The organism is Streptomyces sp. NBC_00028 (genome assembly GCF_045041065.1).
Classification (GTDB): domain Bacteria; phylum Actinomycetota; class Actinomycetes; order Streptomycetales; family Streptomycetaceae; genus Streptomyces.
This window is the reverse complement of sequence record NZ_CP108293.1, coordinates 5,787,414-5,804,745: the sequence shown is the minus strand read 5'-3', so window position 1 is coordinate 5,804,745 and position 17,332 is coordinate 5,787,414. Positions and strand designations below refer to the sequence as shown.

Annotated in this window: 16 protein-coding genes; 8 read left to right on the top strand and 8 right to left on the bottom strand. The window is 69.7% G+C overall.

The genetic code is table 11. From position 1 onward, the window contains the following. Window positions 1–279: 279 nt before the first annotated feature. Window positions 280–1,149 carry a helix-turn-helix domain-containing protein gene (locus OG885_RS26120; protein WP_405735611.1) on the top strand — a complete coding sequence of 290 codons (870 nt, stop codon included), beginning with the start codon at window positions 280–282 and terminating at the stop codon, window positions 1,147–1,149. 217 nt (window positions 1,150–1,366) lie between these two features. Beyond that, window positions 1,367–1,558, top strand: coding sequence for a DUF397 domain-containing protein (locus OG885_RS26115; RefSeq protein WP_059196003.1), 192 nt, complete (start codon window positions 1,367–1,369; stop codon window positions 1,556–1,558). Between the two features lie 127 nt (window positions 1,559–1,685). On the opposite strand, the gene OG885_RS26110 is transcribed toward OG885_RS26115, so the two are convergent. After that, entirely contained in the window at window positions 1,686–2,525 is an 840-nt protein-coding gene (locus tag OG885_RS26110; protein ID WP_405735608.1) for a hypothetical protein, read from the bottom strand. Window positions 2,526–2,614: 89 nt separating this feature from the next. Here OG885_RS26110 and OG885_RS26105 point away from each other — a divergent pair, with 89 nt between their 5' ends. Continuing rightward, window positions 2,615–3,403 carry an SDR family oxidoreductase gene (locus tag OG885_RS26105; protein WP_405735606.1) on the top strand — a complete coding sequence of 263 codons (789 nt, stop codon included), beginning with the start codon at window positions 2,615–2,617 and terminating at the stop codon, window positions 3,401–3,403. Between the two features lie 126 nt (window positions 3,404–3,529). Beyond that, window positions 3,530–5,071: a sodium:solute symporter family protein gene (locus tag OG885_RS26100; protein WP_405735603.1), complete on the top strand. Its 1,542-nt coding sequence runs from the start codon at window positions 3,530–3,532 to the stop codon at window positions 5,069–5,071. Between the two features lie 236 nt (window positions 5,072–5,307). Here OG885_RS26100 and OG885_RS26095 read toward each other — a convergent pair whose 3' ends face one another. The 4 genes from OG885_RS26095 to OG885_RS26080 form a co-directional block, all read right to left on the bottom strand. Continuing rightward, a complete protein-coding gene (locus OG885_RS26095) occupies window positions 5,308–6,423 on the bottom strand; it encodes an ADP-ribosylglycohydrolase family protein (protein ID WP_405735601.1) in 1,116 nt (371 codons plus the stop codon). Between the two features lie 135 nt (window positions 6,424–6,558). Further along, window positions 6,559–6,825 (bottom strand): DUF6247 family protein, encoded by a 267-nt coding sequence (locus OG885_RS26090; protein WP_405735599.1) that lies wholly within the window; start codon window positions 6,823–6,825, stop codon window positions 6,559–6,561. 39 nt (window positions 6,826–6,864) lie between these two features. Beyond that, window positions 6,865–7,641: a helix-turn-helix domain-containing protein gene (locus tag OG885_RS26085; RefSeq protein WP_405735597.1), complete on the bottom strand. Its 777-nt coding sequence runs from the start codon at window positions 7,639–7,641 to the stop codon at window positions 6,865–6,867. Window positions 7,642–7,868: 227 nt separating this feature from the next. Beyond that, window positions 7,869–8,306 (bottom strand): ATP-binding protein, encoded by a 438-nt coding sequence (locus OG885_RS26080; RefSeq protein ID WP_405735594.1) that lies wholly within the window; start codon window positions 8,304–8,306, stop codon window positions 7,869–7,871. A 112-nt stretch (window positions 8,307–8,418) separates the two neighbouring features. Here OG885_RS26080 and OG885_RS26075 point away from each other — a divergent pair, with 112 nt between their 5' ends. Together OG885_RS26075 and OG885_RS26070 are read left to right on the top strand one after the other, a co-directional pair. Next, complete coding sequence (locus OG885_RS26075) at window positions 8,419–9,234, top strand: helix-turn-helix domain-containing protein (RefSeq protein WP_405735592.1); 816 nt, start codon at window positions 8,419–8,421, stop codon at window positions 9,232–9,234. After that, a complete protein-coding gene (locus OG885_RS26070) occupies window positions 9,231–9,422 on the top strand; it encodes a DUF397 domain-containing protein (protein WP_405735589.1) in 192 nt (63 codons plus the stop codon). The genes OG885_RS26075 and OG885_RS26070 overlap by 4 nt, the downstream gene beginning before the upstream one ends. Here OG885_RS26070 and OG885_RS26065 read toward each other — a convergent pair. Beyond that, window positions 9,410–12,502, bottom strand: coding sequence for a tetratricopeptide repeat protein (locus OG885_RS26065; protein WP_405735586.1), 3,093 nt, complete (start codon window positions 12,500–12,502; stop codon window positions 9,410–9,412). The two genes, OG885_RS26070 and OG885_RS26065, sit on opposite strands and share 13 nt — an antisense overlap. Window positions 12,503–12,628: 126 nt before the next feature. On the opposite strand from OG885_RS26065, the gene OG885_RS26060 reads away from it, so the two are divergent. Then, on the top strand, window positions 12,629–13,129 hold the full coding sequence (locus OG885_RS26060) for a DUF2165 domain-containing protein (protein WP_405735584.1): 501 nt from the start codon (window positions 12,629–12,631) through the stop codon (window positions 13,127–13,129). Window position 13,130: 1 nt separating this feature from the next. Here the strand turns inward: OG885_RS26060 and OG885_RS26055 are convergent, their stop codons facing one another. Further along, a complete protein-coding gene (locus tag OG885_RS26055) occupies window positions 13,131–13,667 on the bottom strand; it encodes a hypothetical protein (RefSeq protein ID WP_405735582.1) in 537 nt (178 codons plus the stop codon). 47 nt (window positions 13,668–13,714) lie between these two features. Beyond that, entirely contained in the window at window positions 13,715–14,269 is a 555-nt protein-coding gene (locus OG885_RS26050) for a hypothetical protein (protein ID WP_405735580.1), read from the bottom strand. A 179-nt stretch (window positions 14,270–14,448) separates the two neighbouring features. On the opposite strand from OG885_RS26050, the gene OG885_RS26045 reads away from it, so the two are divergent. Continuing rightward, window positions 14,449–17,298: a toll/interleukin-1 receptor domain-containing protein gene (locus tag OG885_RS26045; RefSeq protein ID WP_405735578.1), complete on the top strand. Its 2,850-nt coding sequence runs from the start codon at window positions 14,449–14,451 to the stop codon at window positions 17,296–17,298. The last annotated feature ends 34 nt before the right edge of the window (window positions 17,299–17,332 follow it).

Below are 17,332 nucleotides of genomic sequence, written 5' to 3'. Positions count from 1 at the left end.
CCGACACCCGGTATCGGGAGCCGCTGGTCCGCGCGGGGCGGCGGGACCGTGTGTCCGGACGACACCACGGTCCCGCCGTCCCGCGCGCTTTTTTGCCCTCACACCCTCTCAACGGCCCGCCGGTCATCGCCGTTCACCGCCGTTCACCGCGAACCGGCGCCTGCGCTGCGCATATCCACGGTTTCCCAGCGGTAGAAAGCACCTTGGTGGCAGTCTGCTCAACAGCAGATACGCAAAGTGGCAATTTTCGAAGGCACGCAGCCGGAGGTGCACGTTCTCGTGGCGACCAATGTCAATCCCACCGTCAGGCGGCGCCGGCTGGGCCAGGAGCTGCGCCGGCTCCGCGAGCTCAAGGGCATGACCGCCGAAGAGGTCGCCGAACGGCTGCTGGTGTCGCAGTCGAAGATCAGCCGTCTGGAGAACGGACGGCGCAGCATCAGCCAGCGCGACGTCCGCGATCTGTGCGGGGTGTACGAGGTCGAGGACCACCGGATCGTCGACTCGCTCATGCAAATGGCCAAGGACAGCCGCCAGCAGGGCTGGTGGCACTCCTTCGGCGACATTCCCTACAGCGTCTACATCGGGCTGGAGACGGACGCGGCGAGTCTGCGGGTGTACGACCCCCAGGTCGTCCCGGGGCTGTTGCAGACCCGTACGTACGCCGAGTCCCTCATCTCCGGCGCGCTGCCCGAGGCGACGCCGACCGACATCGACAAGCGCGTGCAGGTGCGGCTGCGCCGACAGGAACGTATCTCTGCCGCCGACAACCCGCTGCGACTGTGGGCGGTGCTCGACGAGGCGACGCTGCGCCGGGAGGTCGGGAACCGGCAGGTGATGATCGAGCAGTTGGAGCATCTGATCGAGATGTCCCAGCTGCCGCATGTCACCGTGCAGTTGATCCCGTTCACGATGGGCGCGCACCCGGGGGTCAGCGGGCAGTACGCGATCCTGGAGTTCCCGGACGCCGCCGACTCCAGCGTGGTCTACATCGAGGGTGTGACCAGCGACCTGTATCTGGAGAAGGCGCAGGACGTGCAGAAGTACAGCGTGATGTACGAGCATTTGCGGGCACAGGCCCTGAACGCGGACCAAAGCCGGGAATTCATCTCGAACATCGCGAAGGACTACGCACGCGAGGCCACTCTGTAAGGCGGGCGCCGAAAGGTACACCTAAGTCCGGCCGTGATGGAAGACCCCACTGGAATATGCCACTCGGCCGGGTGAATACCTTCCCCGCACTCCGATGTTGGCGAGTAGCGTCGATCACGCCATCGAGGCAACAACGTTGGCGCAAACCGTGTCGTGCAGACGGAGACAAACGCACCGCACGGTGACAGCAACTCAGCAACTGGCTATCGGAGCGAACATGGCAATCAAGCAGGGCGTCACGGACGAGTGGGTCAAGTCCTCCTACTCCCAGGGCAATGGCGCGTGCGTCGAGATCAAGTCCCCCGTCCTCGCGGCGATGGCCGTCCGGGACTCGAAGGTCACGGACGGCCCCACCCTGGCTTTCCCCGCGGACGCGTGGACCGCTTTCGTCGGTTCGGTCAAGGCGTAGGACGACCGAGTGATCAAACAGCAGTGACCCATCAGTACTACTCAACTGCACAAGCACCACTGAAGAGCCCTCTCGTCCAGCTCGCCGTCCTTGCCGAGGGGGCTCGGCTTGTGCCCTGACAGGGGCGTCAGCGCAGCCGGTCCACGTACGTGTCCGTCCCGGGCAGCGTCGGGACGAACGGCGCGACCAGTTCCACCCGCCCCAGGCCCGCCTCCGCCACCGGCCCGTCCAGGCCCGTGAAGTACGCCTCCCAGCACTCCCGCGGGTCTGCCTCCAGGAACCACAGCAGGGTCAGCCGGGTGTCGACGCCCTCGACCTGCTTCACGTACGTCATACGGTCACCCGGCAGGGGCGTCGGCCGGAAGACGGTCACCATCGCCACCGGTGACCCGGCGACGCGCTTCGGCAGGTGACGGGAGCGCAGCCACTCCAGCAACTCCGCCCGCTGCTCGGCCGATTCGGCGTCGATGACCTCCATCACCAGGCCCGCGTAGGGGTGGTCGAGGGCGTGGAAGTCACGGGGGCCCGCCGCCCCGTCCCGGTAGACGGTCGCCTCGTGGTCCTGGAACGCGGTGAAGACATGGGTGCGGTCCTGGTAGACCCGGCCGTCCCGGTTGAGGCGCTTGTTGATCCCGACGGTCCACTTCATGTGGTCGGCGTAGCGGCCGTCCGTGATCCAGTACGTCGAGAGGTAGCACCCGACGGTGACCGGCTGGGCGACCGCCGACTTCTCGGGGTAGCGCAGGAGTTGGAGGTCCCGGGTGGCGACCCAGCGGCGCCCGGCGTACATCCAGGGCATCGCCATCGCGCCGGCGTAGTAGTGGTCGTCCTCGTACCAGCGGTTGTACGCGTACTCATGGCCCGGGTGCGGTTCGACCATGGTGATCAGGGCGTGGCCCGGGTGGACTCCGTACGGTCCTACGGCGGCCAGCTCGGCGTACGTCTCGCTGCGGGTGTCGTCGCTCATGCGGTTCCCCTTTCCTCCGGTCGCCCTTACTCTGACGCCCCGTCAGATAATGCGCCAGGGTCGGGATCGAGCCGTCGGGAGGGTCATCGATGTCATCACTGCTCTCAGGAAAGACCGTCGTCGTGTCGGGCGTCGGGGCCGGTCTCGGCCATCAGGTCGCCGCGGCCGTCGTACGGGACGGCGGGAACGCCGTGCTCGGGGCGCGTACGGAGGCGAACCTGGCGAAGTCCGCGTCCGACATCGACCCGGACGGGGCGCACACCGCGTACCGGGCGACGGACATCACCGACGAGCGGCAGTGCGCGGCGCTGGCGGAGTTGGCGGTGGAGCGGTTCGGGCGGATCGACGCGGTGGTCCATGTGGCCGCGTGGGACAGCTACTTCGGCGGGATCGAGGACGCCGACTTCACCACCTGGCAGTCGGTGATCGACGTGAACCTGCTGGGGTCGTTGCGGATGACCCGGGCGTGCCTGCCGGCGCTGAAGGAGTGCGGCGGCTCGGTGGTGTTCATCGGTACGCAGTCGTCCGTGGCCGCCCCCTCACAGGTGCGGCAGGCGGCGTACGCGGCCTCGAAGGGGGCGCTGACGAGCGCGATGTACTCGCTGGCAAGGGAGTTGGGGCCGTACCGGATCCGGGTGAACACGGTGCTGCCGGGCTGGATGTGGGGGCCGCCGGTACAGGCGTACGTCCAGTTCACCGCGCACACGGAGGGGGCCGAGGAGTCCGAGGTGCTCAAGCGGCTGACGGACCGGATGGCGCTGCCCGATCTCGCGACGGACGGGGATGTGGCGGATGCGGCGGTGTTCCTGGCGTCGGACCGGGCACGATCCATCACGGGGCAGTCCTTGCTGGTCAACGCCGGGGAGCTGATGCGGTGATGTTCATGTAGATGAACACAGGCCATCATCTCGAATGAATTTACCTCCCCTTGACCTTACGCCTGCTTGTCGTGTTCACGCGGGAGCGCCCACGATGAGCGCCGGGTCGACCCTGGGAGGGCGCACATGAACGGTCTCGACTGGACCGTGCTCATCGGCTATTTCGGCGTGATGGTGGCCATCGGCGTCTGGTCGCACAAGCGCGTGGACAACGTCAGCGACTTCTTCACAGCCGGCGGCAAGATGCCCTGGTGGCTCTCCGGCATCTCGCACCACATGTCGGGCTACAGCGCGGTGATGTTCACGGGCTACGCGGGCATCGCGTACACCTACGGCGTCACCTCCTTCGTCACCTGGTCCTTCCCCATCGCCCTGGGCATCGCGATCGGCTCGAAGCTGTTCGCGCCACGCATCAACCGCCTCCGCTCCAGGCTCCATGTGGCCTCCCCGCTGGAGTACCTGAAGAACCGCTACGACCTCAAGACCCAGCAGGCGCTGGCCTGGTCCGGCATGCTGCTGAAGATCGTGGACGTGGGCGCGAAGTGGGCGGCGATCGCGACCCTGTTGTCGGTCTTCACGGGCATCTCCCTGAACCAGGGCATCCTCATCACCGGCTGCATCACCGCCGTCTACTGCACGATCGGCGGTCTGTGGGCGGACGCGCTGACCGAACTCGGCCAGTTCATCATCCAGTTGCTGGCCGGTGTGGCCATGCTGATCGCCGTGGTCCTGGAGCTGAACGACAAGGGCATCGGTTTCTGGGGCGCCTGGGACGAGCCGCAGCTGAAGGGCCACGGCGAACCGCTGGTGGGCCCCTACGGCACGGTCTTCCTCCTCGCCTTCCTCTTCATCAAGCTCTTCGAGTACAACGGCGGCATGCTCAACCAGGCCCAGCGCTACATGGCCACGGCGAGCGCGTACGAGGCGGAGCGGTCGGCGCGGCTGTCGGCGGCGCTGTGGCTGGTCTGGCCGGTGGTCCTCTTCATCCCGATGTGGCTGTCCCCGCTGCTGGTGCAGTCGCAGAAGCCGGACGGTTCGGACGCGTACGGCCTGATGACCGAACAGCTGCTCCCCCACGGCCTGTTGGGCCTGGTCATCGTCGGCTTCTTCTCCCACACGATGGCGATGTGCTCCTCCGACGCCAACGCGATCGCGGCCGTCTTCACCCGTGACTGCGCGCCGGTGGTCTGGCGCCGCGCCCGCACCTGGACGGAGGGACAGGGGCTGCGGGTCGCCCGCATCACCACCGTCGTCTTCCTCGGCCTGTCCATGGCGGCGGCGACACAGGTCAACTCCCCCACCTTCAAGGACATCATCACCGTCGTCATCAAGTGGGTCGCCGGTCTGATGGGCCCGATGGCCATCCCGATGATGCTGGGCCTGCTCCGCCCGTTCCGCCGCTCGGGCCCCACGGCGGCGCTCACCAGCTGGTCGATGGGTCTGCTGGCCTTCTGGCTGGTGAACTACCCGATCAACTGGAACGTGGACGGCGGAGTCCCGCTCCAGTACCAGGTCTCGATCCCGCTCGCGGTCTCCCTGGTCCTCTACATCCTGATCGGCTTCCTCAAGCCGGAGGACACCCCGGAGCGGCTGGCGATCATCGAGAAGATCAACACGGACGGGGACGGGGTCGCTGCGCGGGCTGAGCCGGTGCCTACGGAGGCGTGACCGGGGGGCCGCTGGCGGGTGCGGGCGGTGGGGGCTGGTCGCGCAGTTCCCCGCGCCCCTGAGCGGCACGACCCGCAGATGCGTTCGAACGTGAGGGGACGTGTCGGGGGGTGTCCGCCCGCAGCGGTTGGCGCGTCAACACGGGCGCCCCTTCATAGGTGACCGATTCCGCGCCGTTCCGAGGACGGACACCCCCCGGCGCGGCCCCGACCCCCACCGCACCGAACCGCCCGGGCTCAGCCCCGCGGATACCGGGCCAGCCACCCTGGCGACGACCCTGCCGGGCCATGCAGCGCGGGCCCCTGAGTCATCTCCATCGCGAAGTCGTCGGCGAGTTCCAGCAACGTGGGACGGCCCTCCAGTTCGGCCAGCCAGGCCGGGGGGAGGGCCGTTTCGCCGTGCAGGGCGCCGAGGAGGCCGCCGGTGAGGGCACCGGCCGCGGCGGCGGGCCCGTCGTGGTTGACGGCCAGGCAGAGCCCGTGCCGTACGTCCTCGCTGACGAGCGCGCAGTAGACGGCACCGGCGAGCAGCCCCTCGGCGGTGCCGGCCCCGATGAGCTCCCCGACCCTCGCGGGCGACGGCATCCCCTGCCGTACGGCGCCCAGCGCGTGCTGCAAGGCGTCCGACACGGGCTGGTGTCCTGGCCGGGCGGCGATGAGGGCGAGGGTCTGCTGGACGGCCGCGTCCAGGCTCTCGCCGCGGGCCAGCCCATGCACGATCGCGGCGTACGCGCCCGCCGCGAGGTAGCCGACGGGGTGCCCGTGGGTCTGCGCCGCGCACTCCACGGCGAGCTGCACGACGAGCTGCGGCTCCCACCCGACGAGCAGCCCGAAGGGCGCGGACCGGGCGGCGGCCTCGGCCCCGGCCTCACCGGGGTTCTTGGGGGTGTCGAGCGTGCCCATGTTCTCGTCGCCGAACCCGATGAGGAGTGAGCGCGCGGGATCCCGGCGCGCGTACAGCCACTCCTCCCGCGCCAGCCACCCGTCGTCCTTGCGCCGCTCGTCGGGCCCCCAGTCCCGCTGGGTGGCGGCCCACCGCAGATAGGCGCGGTGCAGATCGGTGGGCGGATGCCAGGCGCCGGTGTCACGGCGGACCTGGGCACGTATGAGCCCGTCGACGGAGAACAGCGTCAGCTGGGTGAGATGGGACACGGCCCCGCGCCGCCCGTACCCCGGGACGAGATCCACGACCCCCTCAGCCCCGTACGCCTCCCGGATCTCCTCCAGCGAGAGCCCGTCGACCGGCGCCCCCAGCGCGTCCCCGACAGCGGCCCCGAGCAGCGTGCCCCGCACCCGGCTCCGGAAGTCCTGCTGCTCGACCCGCCCCCAGACGGCCCCGGCTGTCACACCCACCAAGACCTCCCGTGACGACCGTCCGCCCATACGACAGCTCAGAACTGTAATCGACCGGGAACGGTCGGTTCAGGGCGCGGAACGGTATGCGGGGTGTGCCCGGAGTGGTCGTTATTGGGCGCGGGTGGTCAGATATCACCCGTACCAGGGGCCGTCGCAGCCGCCGCCCGTCCCGGCCTTCACCAGTCGTTCCAGGTCACGCAGCCGTGCCGCGCGCTCCGGGTGCCGTTCGATCGCCACGAAGACGGCCCAGGAGTGAACGAAGGCCCGTAGCGGGGCCAGGCTCTGGGTCTGCTGGGCGTTCGTCGTGGCCTCGAAGAGGTGTTGGGTGAGCGCCGGGATCCGGCTCGGCGCGATACGAGCGACCGCCGCCCGCAACGCGTCCGGCGTGAGCTCGGGCATGGGAATCAGCGGACCGTACGGGCCATTCCTTCGGGGCGGCTACGCCGCGACCGTCGCCGTACGGCAGTCCCGGCACCGCCCCGGTTCCGGCGCCCGGAAGACGCGGCCGCAGTCGCCGTCGCAGTCCTGCCAAGGATCCAGGCGTCCGGCTGGGGCCGGGACGGGTTCAGGGGTGGGGAGCGCTGGAGGCAGGAGTTCCTTGAGGCGGTGGGCCAGGAAGGCTGCCGGGTGCTTGATCTGGGCGGTGGGGAGGCCGCTCGCCAGGGTCCGCAGTACGGCGGTGGCGGGGACTCCGCGTTCCAGCCACGTCTCCACCGCCGGGGTCAGGCGTTGCACGTCCCGTTCCGTGAGGAGAAGGCGGGAGTCGTACGTGCGGAGCTCGGCGAGGAGGTTGGCGGCGGCCGGGGACTGCGGGGACTTCGCGGGTTGCGGCTCCGGCTCCGCCGCTGCCTGGAGTACTGCCGGCCTCGGCTTGTTGTACGACAGCGTCCGGGTCACGTACTGGCCCGATTGAAGACGCTCCTTGGGGCGTGCCAGGTACCCGTGCTCTTCCAACTCCCGCAGGGCAGCGGCGATACGGATCTCGCCCTCGGGGAACTTCGCCGCCAGCACCTTGATGCCGACCGGGGTTCCGGAGGGCAGCGACTGGATGTGGACTGCCAGGCCGATCGCCGTCAGGGACAGTTCGGGGTGCTGGACGAGATGGTTTCCGACCACGACGAAGTTGTCGGTGTGGGGCTCGTTGACGTGCTCGACCCCACGGGTGAAACGGCCGGACTTGGCGCGCGCGGGCGCGCTAGGCTGCTGGTCAGTCATCGGGAAGCTTCCTCTTCCTCGGTGATCAGGCCCTCGCACTGGGATTGCCGTCCCGGCGGGGGCCGATGCATGTGTGCGGTTGTGTGAGGCAGACGCTGCACCACAACTCCCTCGCCGCGCCAGTTGAGTTGGCGATGTTCACTCCCGCGGGTGATCGACGGGGGCGGTGGGGGTGGGGTTGGTTCTTTCCCCCAGTTCTTTGGTTCTTGGCGTCGGGACCCACCGGGTCACGCATCCCCACGATCCGGTGCCACCTCGGCCCACACCGTCTTCCCGCCGGCCGCAGCCTCCTCCACGCCCCAACGCTCCGCGTACGCCTCGACGATGCGCAGACCCCGACCCGATTCCGCGTCGCCCGACACCGGGTCGTGGAGCTGCGGGATCCGGTCGCCCCGGGCGTCGGTCACCTCGACACGGAGGACTCCGTCATCGGCGTACAGCTTCAGCCTCAGCCGGAAGTCCCGCCCGGGGACGCGGCCGTGCAGCACGGCGTTCGACGCCAGCTCGGCCACGATGTGCTGCGCGGCTTCGAGCGGCACACCCCAGGCCCCGAGCTGACGCACCGTGTGCTCGCGGGCGCGTTGGGCACCTCTTCGATTGGCGGACAGCAGCACCGTGAAGTAGTGCGTCGGGGCGGTGACTTGGGGTGGAGATTTCTGATTCACGTCACCCAGAGTGGTCGCGCGTACCTACTCTGAACAGCAGCGACTCCGGTACGGAGTCGGACTGTCCGGCTGCGGGGCGTAGTCGTACGGCCCGTACTTGTGGAGGGGTGACATGGAGGACGAAGAGGCCGCAGCCGTACTCAAGGCGGTCGGGCGGCAGATCAAGATGTGGCGGGAGGCCGCCGGACTGACGCAGCCCGAGTTGGGGGAGGCGATCGGGTACGGCGGGGAGATGGTGTCCTCGGTGGAGCGGGGGCGGCGGAATCCCAAGCCGGACTTCCTCGACAAGTCCGATGAGGTGCTGGGCGCGGGCGGGAAGATCTCCGCGATGAAGAAGGACCTGGAGGAGGCCCGTTACCCGAAGAAGGTGCGGGATCTGGCGAAGCTGGAGGACGAGGCCGTCGAGCTGGGGGCCTACGGCAACCACAACATGCATGGCCTGCTCCAAACACCCGAGTATGCACGGGCGTTGTTCGCGATCAGGCAGCCCGCTTACTCCGAGGACGAGGTCGAGCGCCAGGTCTCCGCGCGCATGGCACGCCAGCAGATCTTCGAGCGGACGCCCGCCCCACTGCTCACCTTCGTCCAGGAAGAGGTGACGCTGAGGCGGCCCATCGGAGGCAGAATGGTGTTACGACGCCAGCTCGAACACCTGTTGGAGATCGGCACGTTGAGGCACGTCAGGATCCAGGTGATGCCCACGGACTGTGAGGATCACGCCGGTATGGGTGGCTCCCTTCAGCTGCTGAGACTCCGGGACGGCAAGACGCTCGGGCACTCGGAGGGGCAGCTCCACAGCCGTGTGATCAGCGATCCCCGGGAAGTCCAGATCCTGGAAATGCGCTATGGAATGATCCGGTCGCAGGCCCTGACGCCACGTGAGTCGCTGGCCTTCATCGAGAAAGTCCTGGGAGAAGAAGAGACATGACCTCCGCCCTGGAGTGGTTCAAGAGCAGCTACAGCAGCAACGACGGCCCGGAGTGCGTCGAGGTCGCCATATCCCCCGCCGACCCGAACACCACCGTCCACGTCCGCGACTCCAAAGACACGCACCGCCCGCACATCACCGTCACCGACCACGCCTGGTCGACCTTCATCAGCGCCTACTCCGCATAACGCGCCCGGACCGCGTCCCGGGCCGCGGTCACCGTCGCCAGTCTGGGGGCGAGGCGGGTTCGGTCGACGCCCTCGCTGTACAGCAGGACGTCGAGACATTCGGCCAGGGTCGCGAGGTCGTCCCACTCTTGCGGTGCCTCAAGAGCGCGGTGCAACCACATGTCCAGCTCGGACCATGCCTGGACACCGGCGCTCTCCAGGGCCCGCACGAGGTCGTGCACTTGTGGTGAGAGGGTTTCCTGCCAGGCCGAGCGGGTGAAGGCGTCCCAGACGGGCCGAGCGGCGGCCGCTCCTTCTTCCCCGCTCACAGCCAAGGCCAGGTACAGCAAACCACCTGCATCGTCGATTGTTCGCATGCGTTCGGCCAAACGCCGGGCACCGGGCCAGTCCCGCATGGCCAGATGAATGCCGCACCTCGCTTCGGCCTCGTCCACCGACTCGCCGCCGGTCGCAAGTGCCGTGTCCGCGGCGGCCAGTGCCTCGTCGAACCGGCCGTTCAACGCATGCAGTTCCGCCAGGTGCCGGTGAGCCCAGGCGTGGTCGCTCCCGATGGTCAGATACCGCTCGAGGTCCAGCCGTGCCTGCTCCAGCCGGCCGACCGCGAGGTTCGTCGTGGCCCTGTTGGACAGGGCCCACGCGCTGTCCGGGTCCAGCGCCACCGCCCGCTCCACATCGGCGAGTGCCTGGTCGAACAGGCCCCGGCGACGTTGCGCCTGGGAGCGGTGGACGAGGGCCCAGGAATACTCGGGGTCGAGGTCCAGGGCCCGGTCCAGGTCAGCCACCGCTTCCTCGTCGCGGCCGTGCTTGGCGTGCAGGACGCCGCGGCTGGCGTACACGGAGGCGTAGGTCTCGTCGAGGTCGATGGCCCGCTGGTAGTCGGCTAGCGCTTCCGCCTCCCGGCCCGCAGCACTGAGTGCGTCGCCCCGTTCGCAGAGGACCCAGGCGGAGTCCAGAGCCACTTCCAGGGCGCGGTCGAGGTCGGCCATCTGGAGTTCGCGCTCGCCCCGTGAGCGGCGTACGCGAGCCCGGCGTACCAGGGCCCAGACAAAGCCCGGATCCAGCGCCAGCGCCTGGGCCAGGTCCTCCAGCGCGAGTTCATCGTGGCCCAGGGCGTGATGGGTCATTCCCCGGGCGGCCCAGGAAGGGGGCGCGGTGCGGTCCAGTTCGATCGCGCGGTCCAGGTCCCGCAGGGCGCTGTCGTGGTTTCCGAGGATCCGGTGGTAGTCCCCGCGGGTCTCCAAGATCTCGGCGTTGTCGGGCTGCAGGGCGTGTGCGCGATCCAAGTCCTCGATGGCTGCCGCGTATTCACCCAGGTGGGCCCGGGCGACGCCCCGGCCGTGATGGGCGCCGGCCAGCTCGGCGTCGAGGGCGAGGGCACGGTCGTACTCGAGCAGCGCCCGTCGGTGGTCGCCGTCGGTCCTGAAGATCCTGCCACGTGCCGCGTGTGCCGCCGCCCGGCTCACCGAGTCGAGGGCCGCGCGGTCGAGAAGGAGGTCCAGGGCGGCAGCGGCCTCGGGTGCCTCCAGGGCGGTGAGCAGGTCCCGGCCCCAGCGGGCCACCGCCGCCGCCTGGGTGTCCTCCCCGGCGTCCGCCAGCATCCGTCCCCAGCGACGGGCCTCCGCGTGGCTCCTGCCGCACGCCGTCACCACATCCCGCAGCACCCCCGGCAGTGCCGTCTGCTCCCTTGCGCACAACCGGTGATAGGCCTCCGCCAGCCGTAGCTCCCGCCACCTCCTGTCCGCCCACGGATCGCGTAGGTCGGCCTGCCGCTCCTGCTGCCAGTCGGCGAAGAGCTGGGCGAGCCGCTCGTGCCGTCGTGTCCAGTCCCGGGGGGAGCGGCGGCGCTCCAGGCGGAGCATGGGGGCCCGTACGACCTCGTGGTACTGCGCCCGGTCGCCTCGCTCACTGACGAAGGGCATGGCGCGCAGCCAGTCGTACAGCTCCCTGGCCTCGTTCTCCGCGCAGTCCACGACGGCGCGGAAGACGTCGGCGTTCAGGAGCCGGGGCAGTGCGCAGTCGACGGCGACGCGTCGTCGCACGGGGTTCGGCTCCCACTTGAGGAAGCGTTCCACGGCTGTCGTACTCGGGTCGCCGACGTCCTCGGGATCGGCTAGGTGGGACTCGGCGAGGGTGGAGACGAGCACGGGCAGGCCGCCGGTGAGCCGCAGCACCTCGGCGACCACCGGCTCGGCGGTCACCCCGCGGTCCGCCAGCAGGCCGCGCGCTTCCGCTTCTGTGAAGGGTTCGAGCGGAAGGTCCGCCATGAAGTCGGCGAAGCCGCCCCATCGGGCGGTGTCGAAGGGGTGCTGGCCGGCGGTGACGATGATGACATTGGCCGGAAGTTCGCCGTACCGGTCCGTCGTCATCAGCTCGTGCAGCCAGCCGTCGAGGAACGTGCCCGTGCGCTCGTAGGTGTCGAAGAAGAGGACCAGCCATGGAGTCTCGGAGGTGACACCGGACAGCTCGTCCAGGAACCTGGGGGTAAGGACCCGCTCCGGGGAGAAGACCAGTTGCACGTCCTCCTGGTTGCGGAAGCGTGCGCTGAGGCGTGCTTTCAACCGCGCGGCGCCGTCCGCCAGTTGGCCGGCGTCCACAGCTCCTATGAGGGGGCCCGCGACCGGGACCATCATGCCCAGTCCGGCCATGCCGAGCCGGACCGCCGTCGCGGCCGGCGCGGACGGGCCCTCCGGGACGGGCTCCAGGGTGGCCGCCTCGGCTTCCGCCTCATGGCGCCGTTCCCGGTAGGAGGTGAGCGCCTCCTCCAGTTTCTTCAATCGGGCGCCTTGTCCGGCTAGTTGCTGGCAGATGACCGCCATGGCTTCCGGGACGCTTCCCGCGCTCTCGTCCACGTAAGCCGTCACTGCTCCGCGGTCCTTCGCGGTCTGCTCCAACTCCCTTACCAGGAAAGTCTTTCCGACGCCGGCGTTGCCGTGCACATGGAACAGGAATCGGTGCCGTTCGTCTGCGGGAGGCAGGTCCAGGTTCTCCCGGAAGGCGGCACGCTCGTCGCCGCGCCCCACGAACCCGGCGCGCCTGCGCTGCCTGATCAGTTCCTGCATGGACAGCTGCGTCGGCCTCATCCCCACCCCCGTAGTCGGCCTGTGTGAAGTCTGGCAGAGACGTCGGCGCCAACCTCATTGGCAGGAAAGCCATTCTGGCTCAATGCGTACGGCGCGACTTCACCCCCGCAGGGAAAAATGATCGCCATGGCCACCACACCCCCACGCAGCGCACTCCACCTCACCAGCACCCTCCTCACCGCGACCGTCGCCCTGTACATGGCCCTCGTGGCCTTCGGGAACATCACGGACTTCGGGACGAACCAGCAGTTCGTCCGGCATGTCCTCGCGATGGACACGACCTTCAAGGACGACGACCTGATGTGGCGGGCCGTCACCAGCAAGGGGCTTCAGGACGCGGCGTACGTCGCGATCATCGCCTGGGAGACGGTGGCCGCACTGGTGCTGGTCTTCGGCACCTGGCTCTACGCCCGGCGCGACGATCCGCGCGCCCGGCGCTTCTCGACCTACGGACTGCTCATGGTGCTGCTGCTCTTCGGCGCCGGGTTCATGGCGATCGGCGGGGAGTGGTTCTCGATGTGGCAGTCGGCGGACTGGAACGGGCTCGACGCGGCGCTGCGGGTGTTCGTGCTGAGCGGGGTGGCGCTGATCGTCGTACAGCTGCCTGCCGCGGCGCGGGACGCCTGAGTCAGGGCAGTCCGCGCTCGCGTCTGCGCCGGATCTCGGCGATCCGCTCGCGGACATGATCCGGCGGCAGTTGTGCGGCCAGCCTCGCCAGTTCCTCGAAGCTCGACAGATAGTTTCCGCCGCCCGGCCCGCGCAGTTCCCGCTCGCGGGCCACGAACGGCCGGATCGCCTCCCACACCGAGAGAATCCGGGTGCGCAGGACCGTGACCAGCAGGGTTTCGTCGAGCAGTCCGAAGACCGCCAGGTTGGCGAAGGACTGGTAGTAGTACACGACGCTGTAGAAGGAGGTCCTGGCCTCGTCGGGCAGCCCTCGCACCCCGGCCGCCGGGTCGTTCTCGGCCCCCAGCCGCAGCGTGACGTAGTCGTGGTGCCCGTGGAACTCCACCGACCGGAACTCCGCGAGCAGGTCGACCATCACGGATATGTGGTTGGCGTGCTTCGCGGTCCGGGTCTGCCGGGCGCTGAAGACGACGGAGGTCACCACGGCGACGACCGCGATGGCCGTCGTGACGATGTTGAAGACGACAGAGCTGTCCATCCGGTCACGGTACGGAGCCGGGCGGGTCAAGTACACGCCGTGCGCGGTTACTTGACCACGACCACCGCCGTGCCCGTCTCGCCGAACGTCCACAGCGCCGACCCGTCCGCCTTCTTCATGCGGATGCCGCCGGTCTGGGTGCCGGCCGCGGCCGGGGGCGGGGAGGAGCCGTCGACGGCGTTGGAGAAGGCGATGTTGCGGCCGGACTTCGCGGCGAAGTAGACGACGTGCTCGATCTCGACGCCGTCGGAGCCGGTGATCGGGTCCCCGGAGCGGGTCCCGACCGTGTAGTCGCCCGGGTCGGGGGAGACCGTCCCGGGCCACACCACGAAGGTGCGGCGGGCCGCGTCGCTCGCGTCGACCAGCCACACCCGCTTCGCGGCGAGCGAGTAGACGATCCGGCGCCCGGTGCCCGAGTCCTCCGGCACCGCGGTCGCCGCCGGCTTCGTCGGCCCGGCCGAGGGCCGCGCGGACGCCGAGGCGGTCGGGCGGGTGGCCGTGGCCTCGGGCTTCGCGCCCTGGTCCGCTTGGACGGCGAGAGCGGCGACCACGGCTATCGCTCCCACCGTCAGACCGGTCACCCAGACCTTCGAGGCAGGCACGCCACGTATCTCCTCAGCTCACCGATCAGCACACCAACAGGGTCGGATCATCGTACTGCGCACCTCCCGTGCCCGGGTCCGGCCGGTTACCGGCCCGGGTTTGACCTGATCCGAGCGGCCGATTCCCCTGTGCCGACTGATACTTGGGGGTCCGTACGGAAGGATGGGGGATCCCTCCGATGCAGTACTCGGCGTTCATCTCGTACAACCACAAAGTGGACAGCGCCCGAGCCAGACTCTTACGTCAGGGTCTGCACCAGTTCGCCCGACCCTGGAATCGGCTCCGCGCCCTGCGCGTCTTCCTCGACATCGCCGCGTTGTCCGCCGACCACGACCTGTGGCGCACGATCGAACGGGCGCTCGGCGACTCCGAGTACCTCGTGCTGCTGGCCTCGCCGGAGTCGGCGGAATCACCCTGGGTGGGTCAGGAGGTCACCTGGTGGCGGCAGGGGCCCCGCCCGGAGAACCTGCTGATCGTGGTGACGGGCGGCGAACTCCACTGGGACCACGCGGGCGGGGACTTCGACTGGGAGCGTACCGACTGCCTCCCCGAAGCCCTGCGCGGCCACTTCGCCGAGGAGCCGCGCTGGGTGGACCTGCGCTGGCTGGGCGCGGACCACTCCGGCGATCTGCGCGACCGCCAGTTCCGGGAGTGCGTGGCCGATGTCGCGGCCACCCTGCACAACCGCCCCAAGGACGAGCTGATCGGCGAGGACGTCTCACAGCGCCGCAGGCTGCGCCGGTTCCGCCGCGGCATGCTGGCGGGGATGACCGCGCTGGCCGTGCTGGCCTCCGTCGCCGCGGTGTTCGCGTTCGTCCAGCGGGACACCGCACGGGACCAGGCCCGGCTCGCGACCGCCCGTCAGCTCGCGGCGACGGCGCTGAATCTCGGCGAGGACGATCTGGAGGTGGCCTCGCTGCTGGCGGTACAGGCCCACCAGCTGATGGACACCCCGGAAACCCGGTCGGCGCTCTACCGGCTGGCAACGCTGAGCCCCCGGCTGGTCCGCTTCGTCCGCGCCGACGAGCCGGTCACCGCGCTGGCCCTGACGGGCTCCCGCCGGTACGTCGCCGTCGGCACCGGGCGGGGCACGGTCGACGTCTGGTCCGCGGACGGCACCCGCAAAGTGCGCTCCTTCGACGCGTCGGCCGCGGTCACCGGCATGACGTTCAGCGACGACGACCAGCTCCTCGCCGTCACCACCGCCGACGGCGACACCCTCGTGGCGGACCCGCGGTCCGAGAACAACACCCCCCGCCGGCTCGTCGGCACCGGCAAGGAGGTGGACGCCATGGTGTTCCACCCCTTCGTCCACGAGCTGGTCACCATCGACTCCGCGGGAGTCGTGAACATCTACGACGACAAGGGTGCCGAGCCCGTCGAGCGCGTGAGGACGGCGCACGGCGGGGCCATGAACCTCACGCTCCTCGACGAGGGCAGCAAGCTCTTCGTGGGTTACACGACCGGGTGGGAGCTGTACGGCGGCAGCGGAGACCGGCTGACCAGGATCGACTCGTCGGACGAGACCAGCTATCCGTTCAACGACTACCTCGCCGCGGCCTCCCCGCACGGTCTGTGCTTCGGCTTCGTGAAGTACCGCAGCGTGGATCTCGGCTCACCGGCGGATCTGATCCGGTGGAACCGGCAGACACCGGACGCCCGTAGCGAGGAGAGCACGTGCGGGTCTCCGCCGGGCCTGATCGAGAAGCAGGCCGAGATCCTGGCGGTCTCCGACGACGGCCGGGCAGCGGTGGGCACCAGCGACGGACTGCTGGTGACCACCTCGGCCGACGAGGACCGCGTCGAGTCGCTAGAGACCCTCACCGGCGTCGGCCCCCCGACCGTGCTGGCCTTCTCCCCCGGCCAGGGAGACCGGCTCGTCTCGGCGGACGGAGCGACGGTCGCCCTGTGGGACCTGGACCGGCCAGGCGCCACCGCGTCCCGTCCGGGCGTCGAGGTACCCGACAAGACCACCATCTCGACGCAACAGGCCCTGGCCGTGGGCCCCGGCGGCAAGCTCGCCTGGAGCCACGACTCCACCGACCTCGCGCCACGCACCCTGGAGACATGGACGGCGGGTGGCGACCCCGACACGATCGTCGCGGGGCAGGAGGCCGATGTCATCTATGACGCCATCGCCTACGCGGACAGCGGCCAAACCCTGTACACGGCAACCGCCGAAGCCGTCGAGACCTGGGAACTGACCTCCGCCAGCCTGATCCGCACCCACTCCGTCGGCCTGCCGGACATCGGAGGGGACTTCGCCGGCCGGACCCGCATCGCCGCGCGGCCCGACGGCAGGGTCGCCGTGGTCCCCGCCGACGGATCCGTTCTGATCGTCGACCCCGCCTCCGGCGAGCGGAAGAGAGCGGTGGCACCCCGCAAGGCGAACCTCACCGCCAGGGACCGGGAGAAGTACGCCCAGGCCTTCTACCCACGCGCGGTCGGCGAGCGGGGCGGCCTGGCCGCCGTGACGACCGAGGACCGCCGCATCGACGTCTACGAGCTGCCGTCCGGGCGGCGGCTGCACCGGCTGGACCCGCGGGGCTCCTCCCTGAGCGGTCTCACCCTGTCCGAGCGCAACCACGCTCTGTACGCCGTCGTCGACGACGGGGTCCTGGAGCGCTGGGACACGGTGACGGGCGAACTGCGATGGCGCTCGGACGGCGCCGGCCTGCACAGTCTGGCCGCGGACGCCGAAGGGCAGTGGGTGGCGACCCTGGACGGGAACGGGACACTCTGGCTGTGGGACGCCGTGACCGGTGACCGTCTGGGCAGCGCGATCCTTCCGGTCCCACGATCGATTGCCGGGATCGCAGGGCCGGGCGAGCACAGCTCGCTCGCCTTCTCCGCGGACGGCCGAAGGCTGTGGTCCGCCACCGAGGGCGGCGAGCTGTTGTCCTGGGCCACGACGGTCGACGCCTGGACGAAGGAGGTGTGCGCCCGGGTGGGCCGGCCGCTCACCGGGGCGGAACGCACCCGCTATCTGACGTCCCTCTCCGACGGACACACCGCCTGCGCTCACTGAACGTGTCGGGCGGGCAGCACTCCCGCAGCACCCC

Bases quoted from the DNA above. Each gene is read 5' to 3' on its own strand.
- OG885_RS26060 (WP_405735584.1), top strand. From the start codon at position 12,629: ATGGCCACCACACCCCCACGCAGCGCACTCCACCTCACCAGCACCCTC.
- OG885_RS26090 (WP_405735599.1), bottom strand. From the start codon at position 6,825: ATGCCCGAGCTCACGCCGGACGCGTTGCGGGCGGCGGTCGCTCGTATC.
- OG885_RS26110 (WP_405735608.1), bottom strand. From the start codon at position 2,525: ATGAGCGACGACACCCGCAGCGAGACGTACGCCGAGCTGGCCGCCGTA.
- OG885_RS26070 (WP_405735589.1), top strand. From the start codon at position 9,231: ATGACCTCCGCCCTGGAGTGGTTCAAGAGCAGCTACAGCAGCAACGAC.
- OG885_RS26045 (WP_405735578.1), top strand. From the start codon at position 14,449: ATGCAGTACTCGGCGTTCATCTCGTACAACCACAAAGTGGACAGCGCC.
- OG885_RS26105 (WP_405735606.1), top strand. From the start codon at position 2,615: ATGTCATCACTGCTCTCAGGAAAGACCGTCGTCGTGTCGGGCGTCGGG.
- OG885_RS26085 (WP_405735597.1), bottom strand. From the start codon at position 7,641: ATGACTGACCAGCAGCCTAGCGCGCCCGCGCGCGCCAAGTCCGGCCGT.
- OG885_RS26075 (WP_405735592.1), top strand. From the start codon at position 8,419: ATGGAGGACGAAGAGGCCGCAGCCGTACTCAAGGCGGTCGGGCGGCAG.
- OG885_RS26055 (WP_405735582.1), bottom strand. From the start codon at position 13,667: ATGGACAGCTCTGTCGTCTTCAACATCGTCACGACGGCCATCGCGGTC.
- OG885_RS26100 (WP_405735603.1), top strand. From the start codon at position 3,530: ATGAACGGTCTCGACTGGACCGTGCTCATCGGCTATTTCGGCGTGATG.
- OG885_RS26065 (WP_405735586.1), bottom strand. From the start codon at position 12,502: ATGAGGCCGACGCAGCTGTCCATGCAGGAACTGATCAGGCAGCGCAGG.
- OG885_RS26115 (WP_059196003.1), top strand. From the start codon at position 1,367: ATGGCAATCAAGCAGGGCGTCACGGACGAGTGGGTCAAGTCCTCCTAC.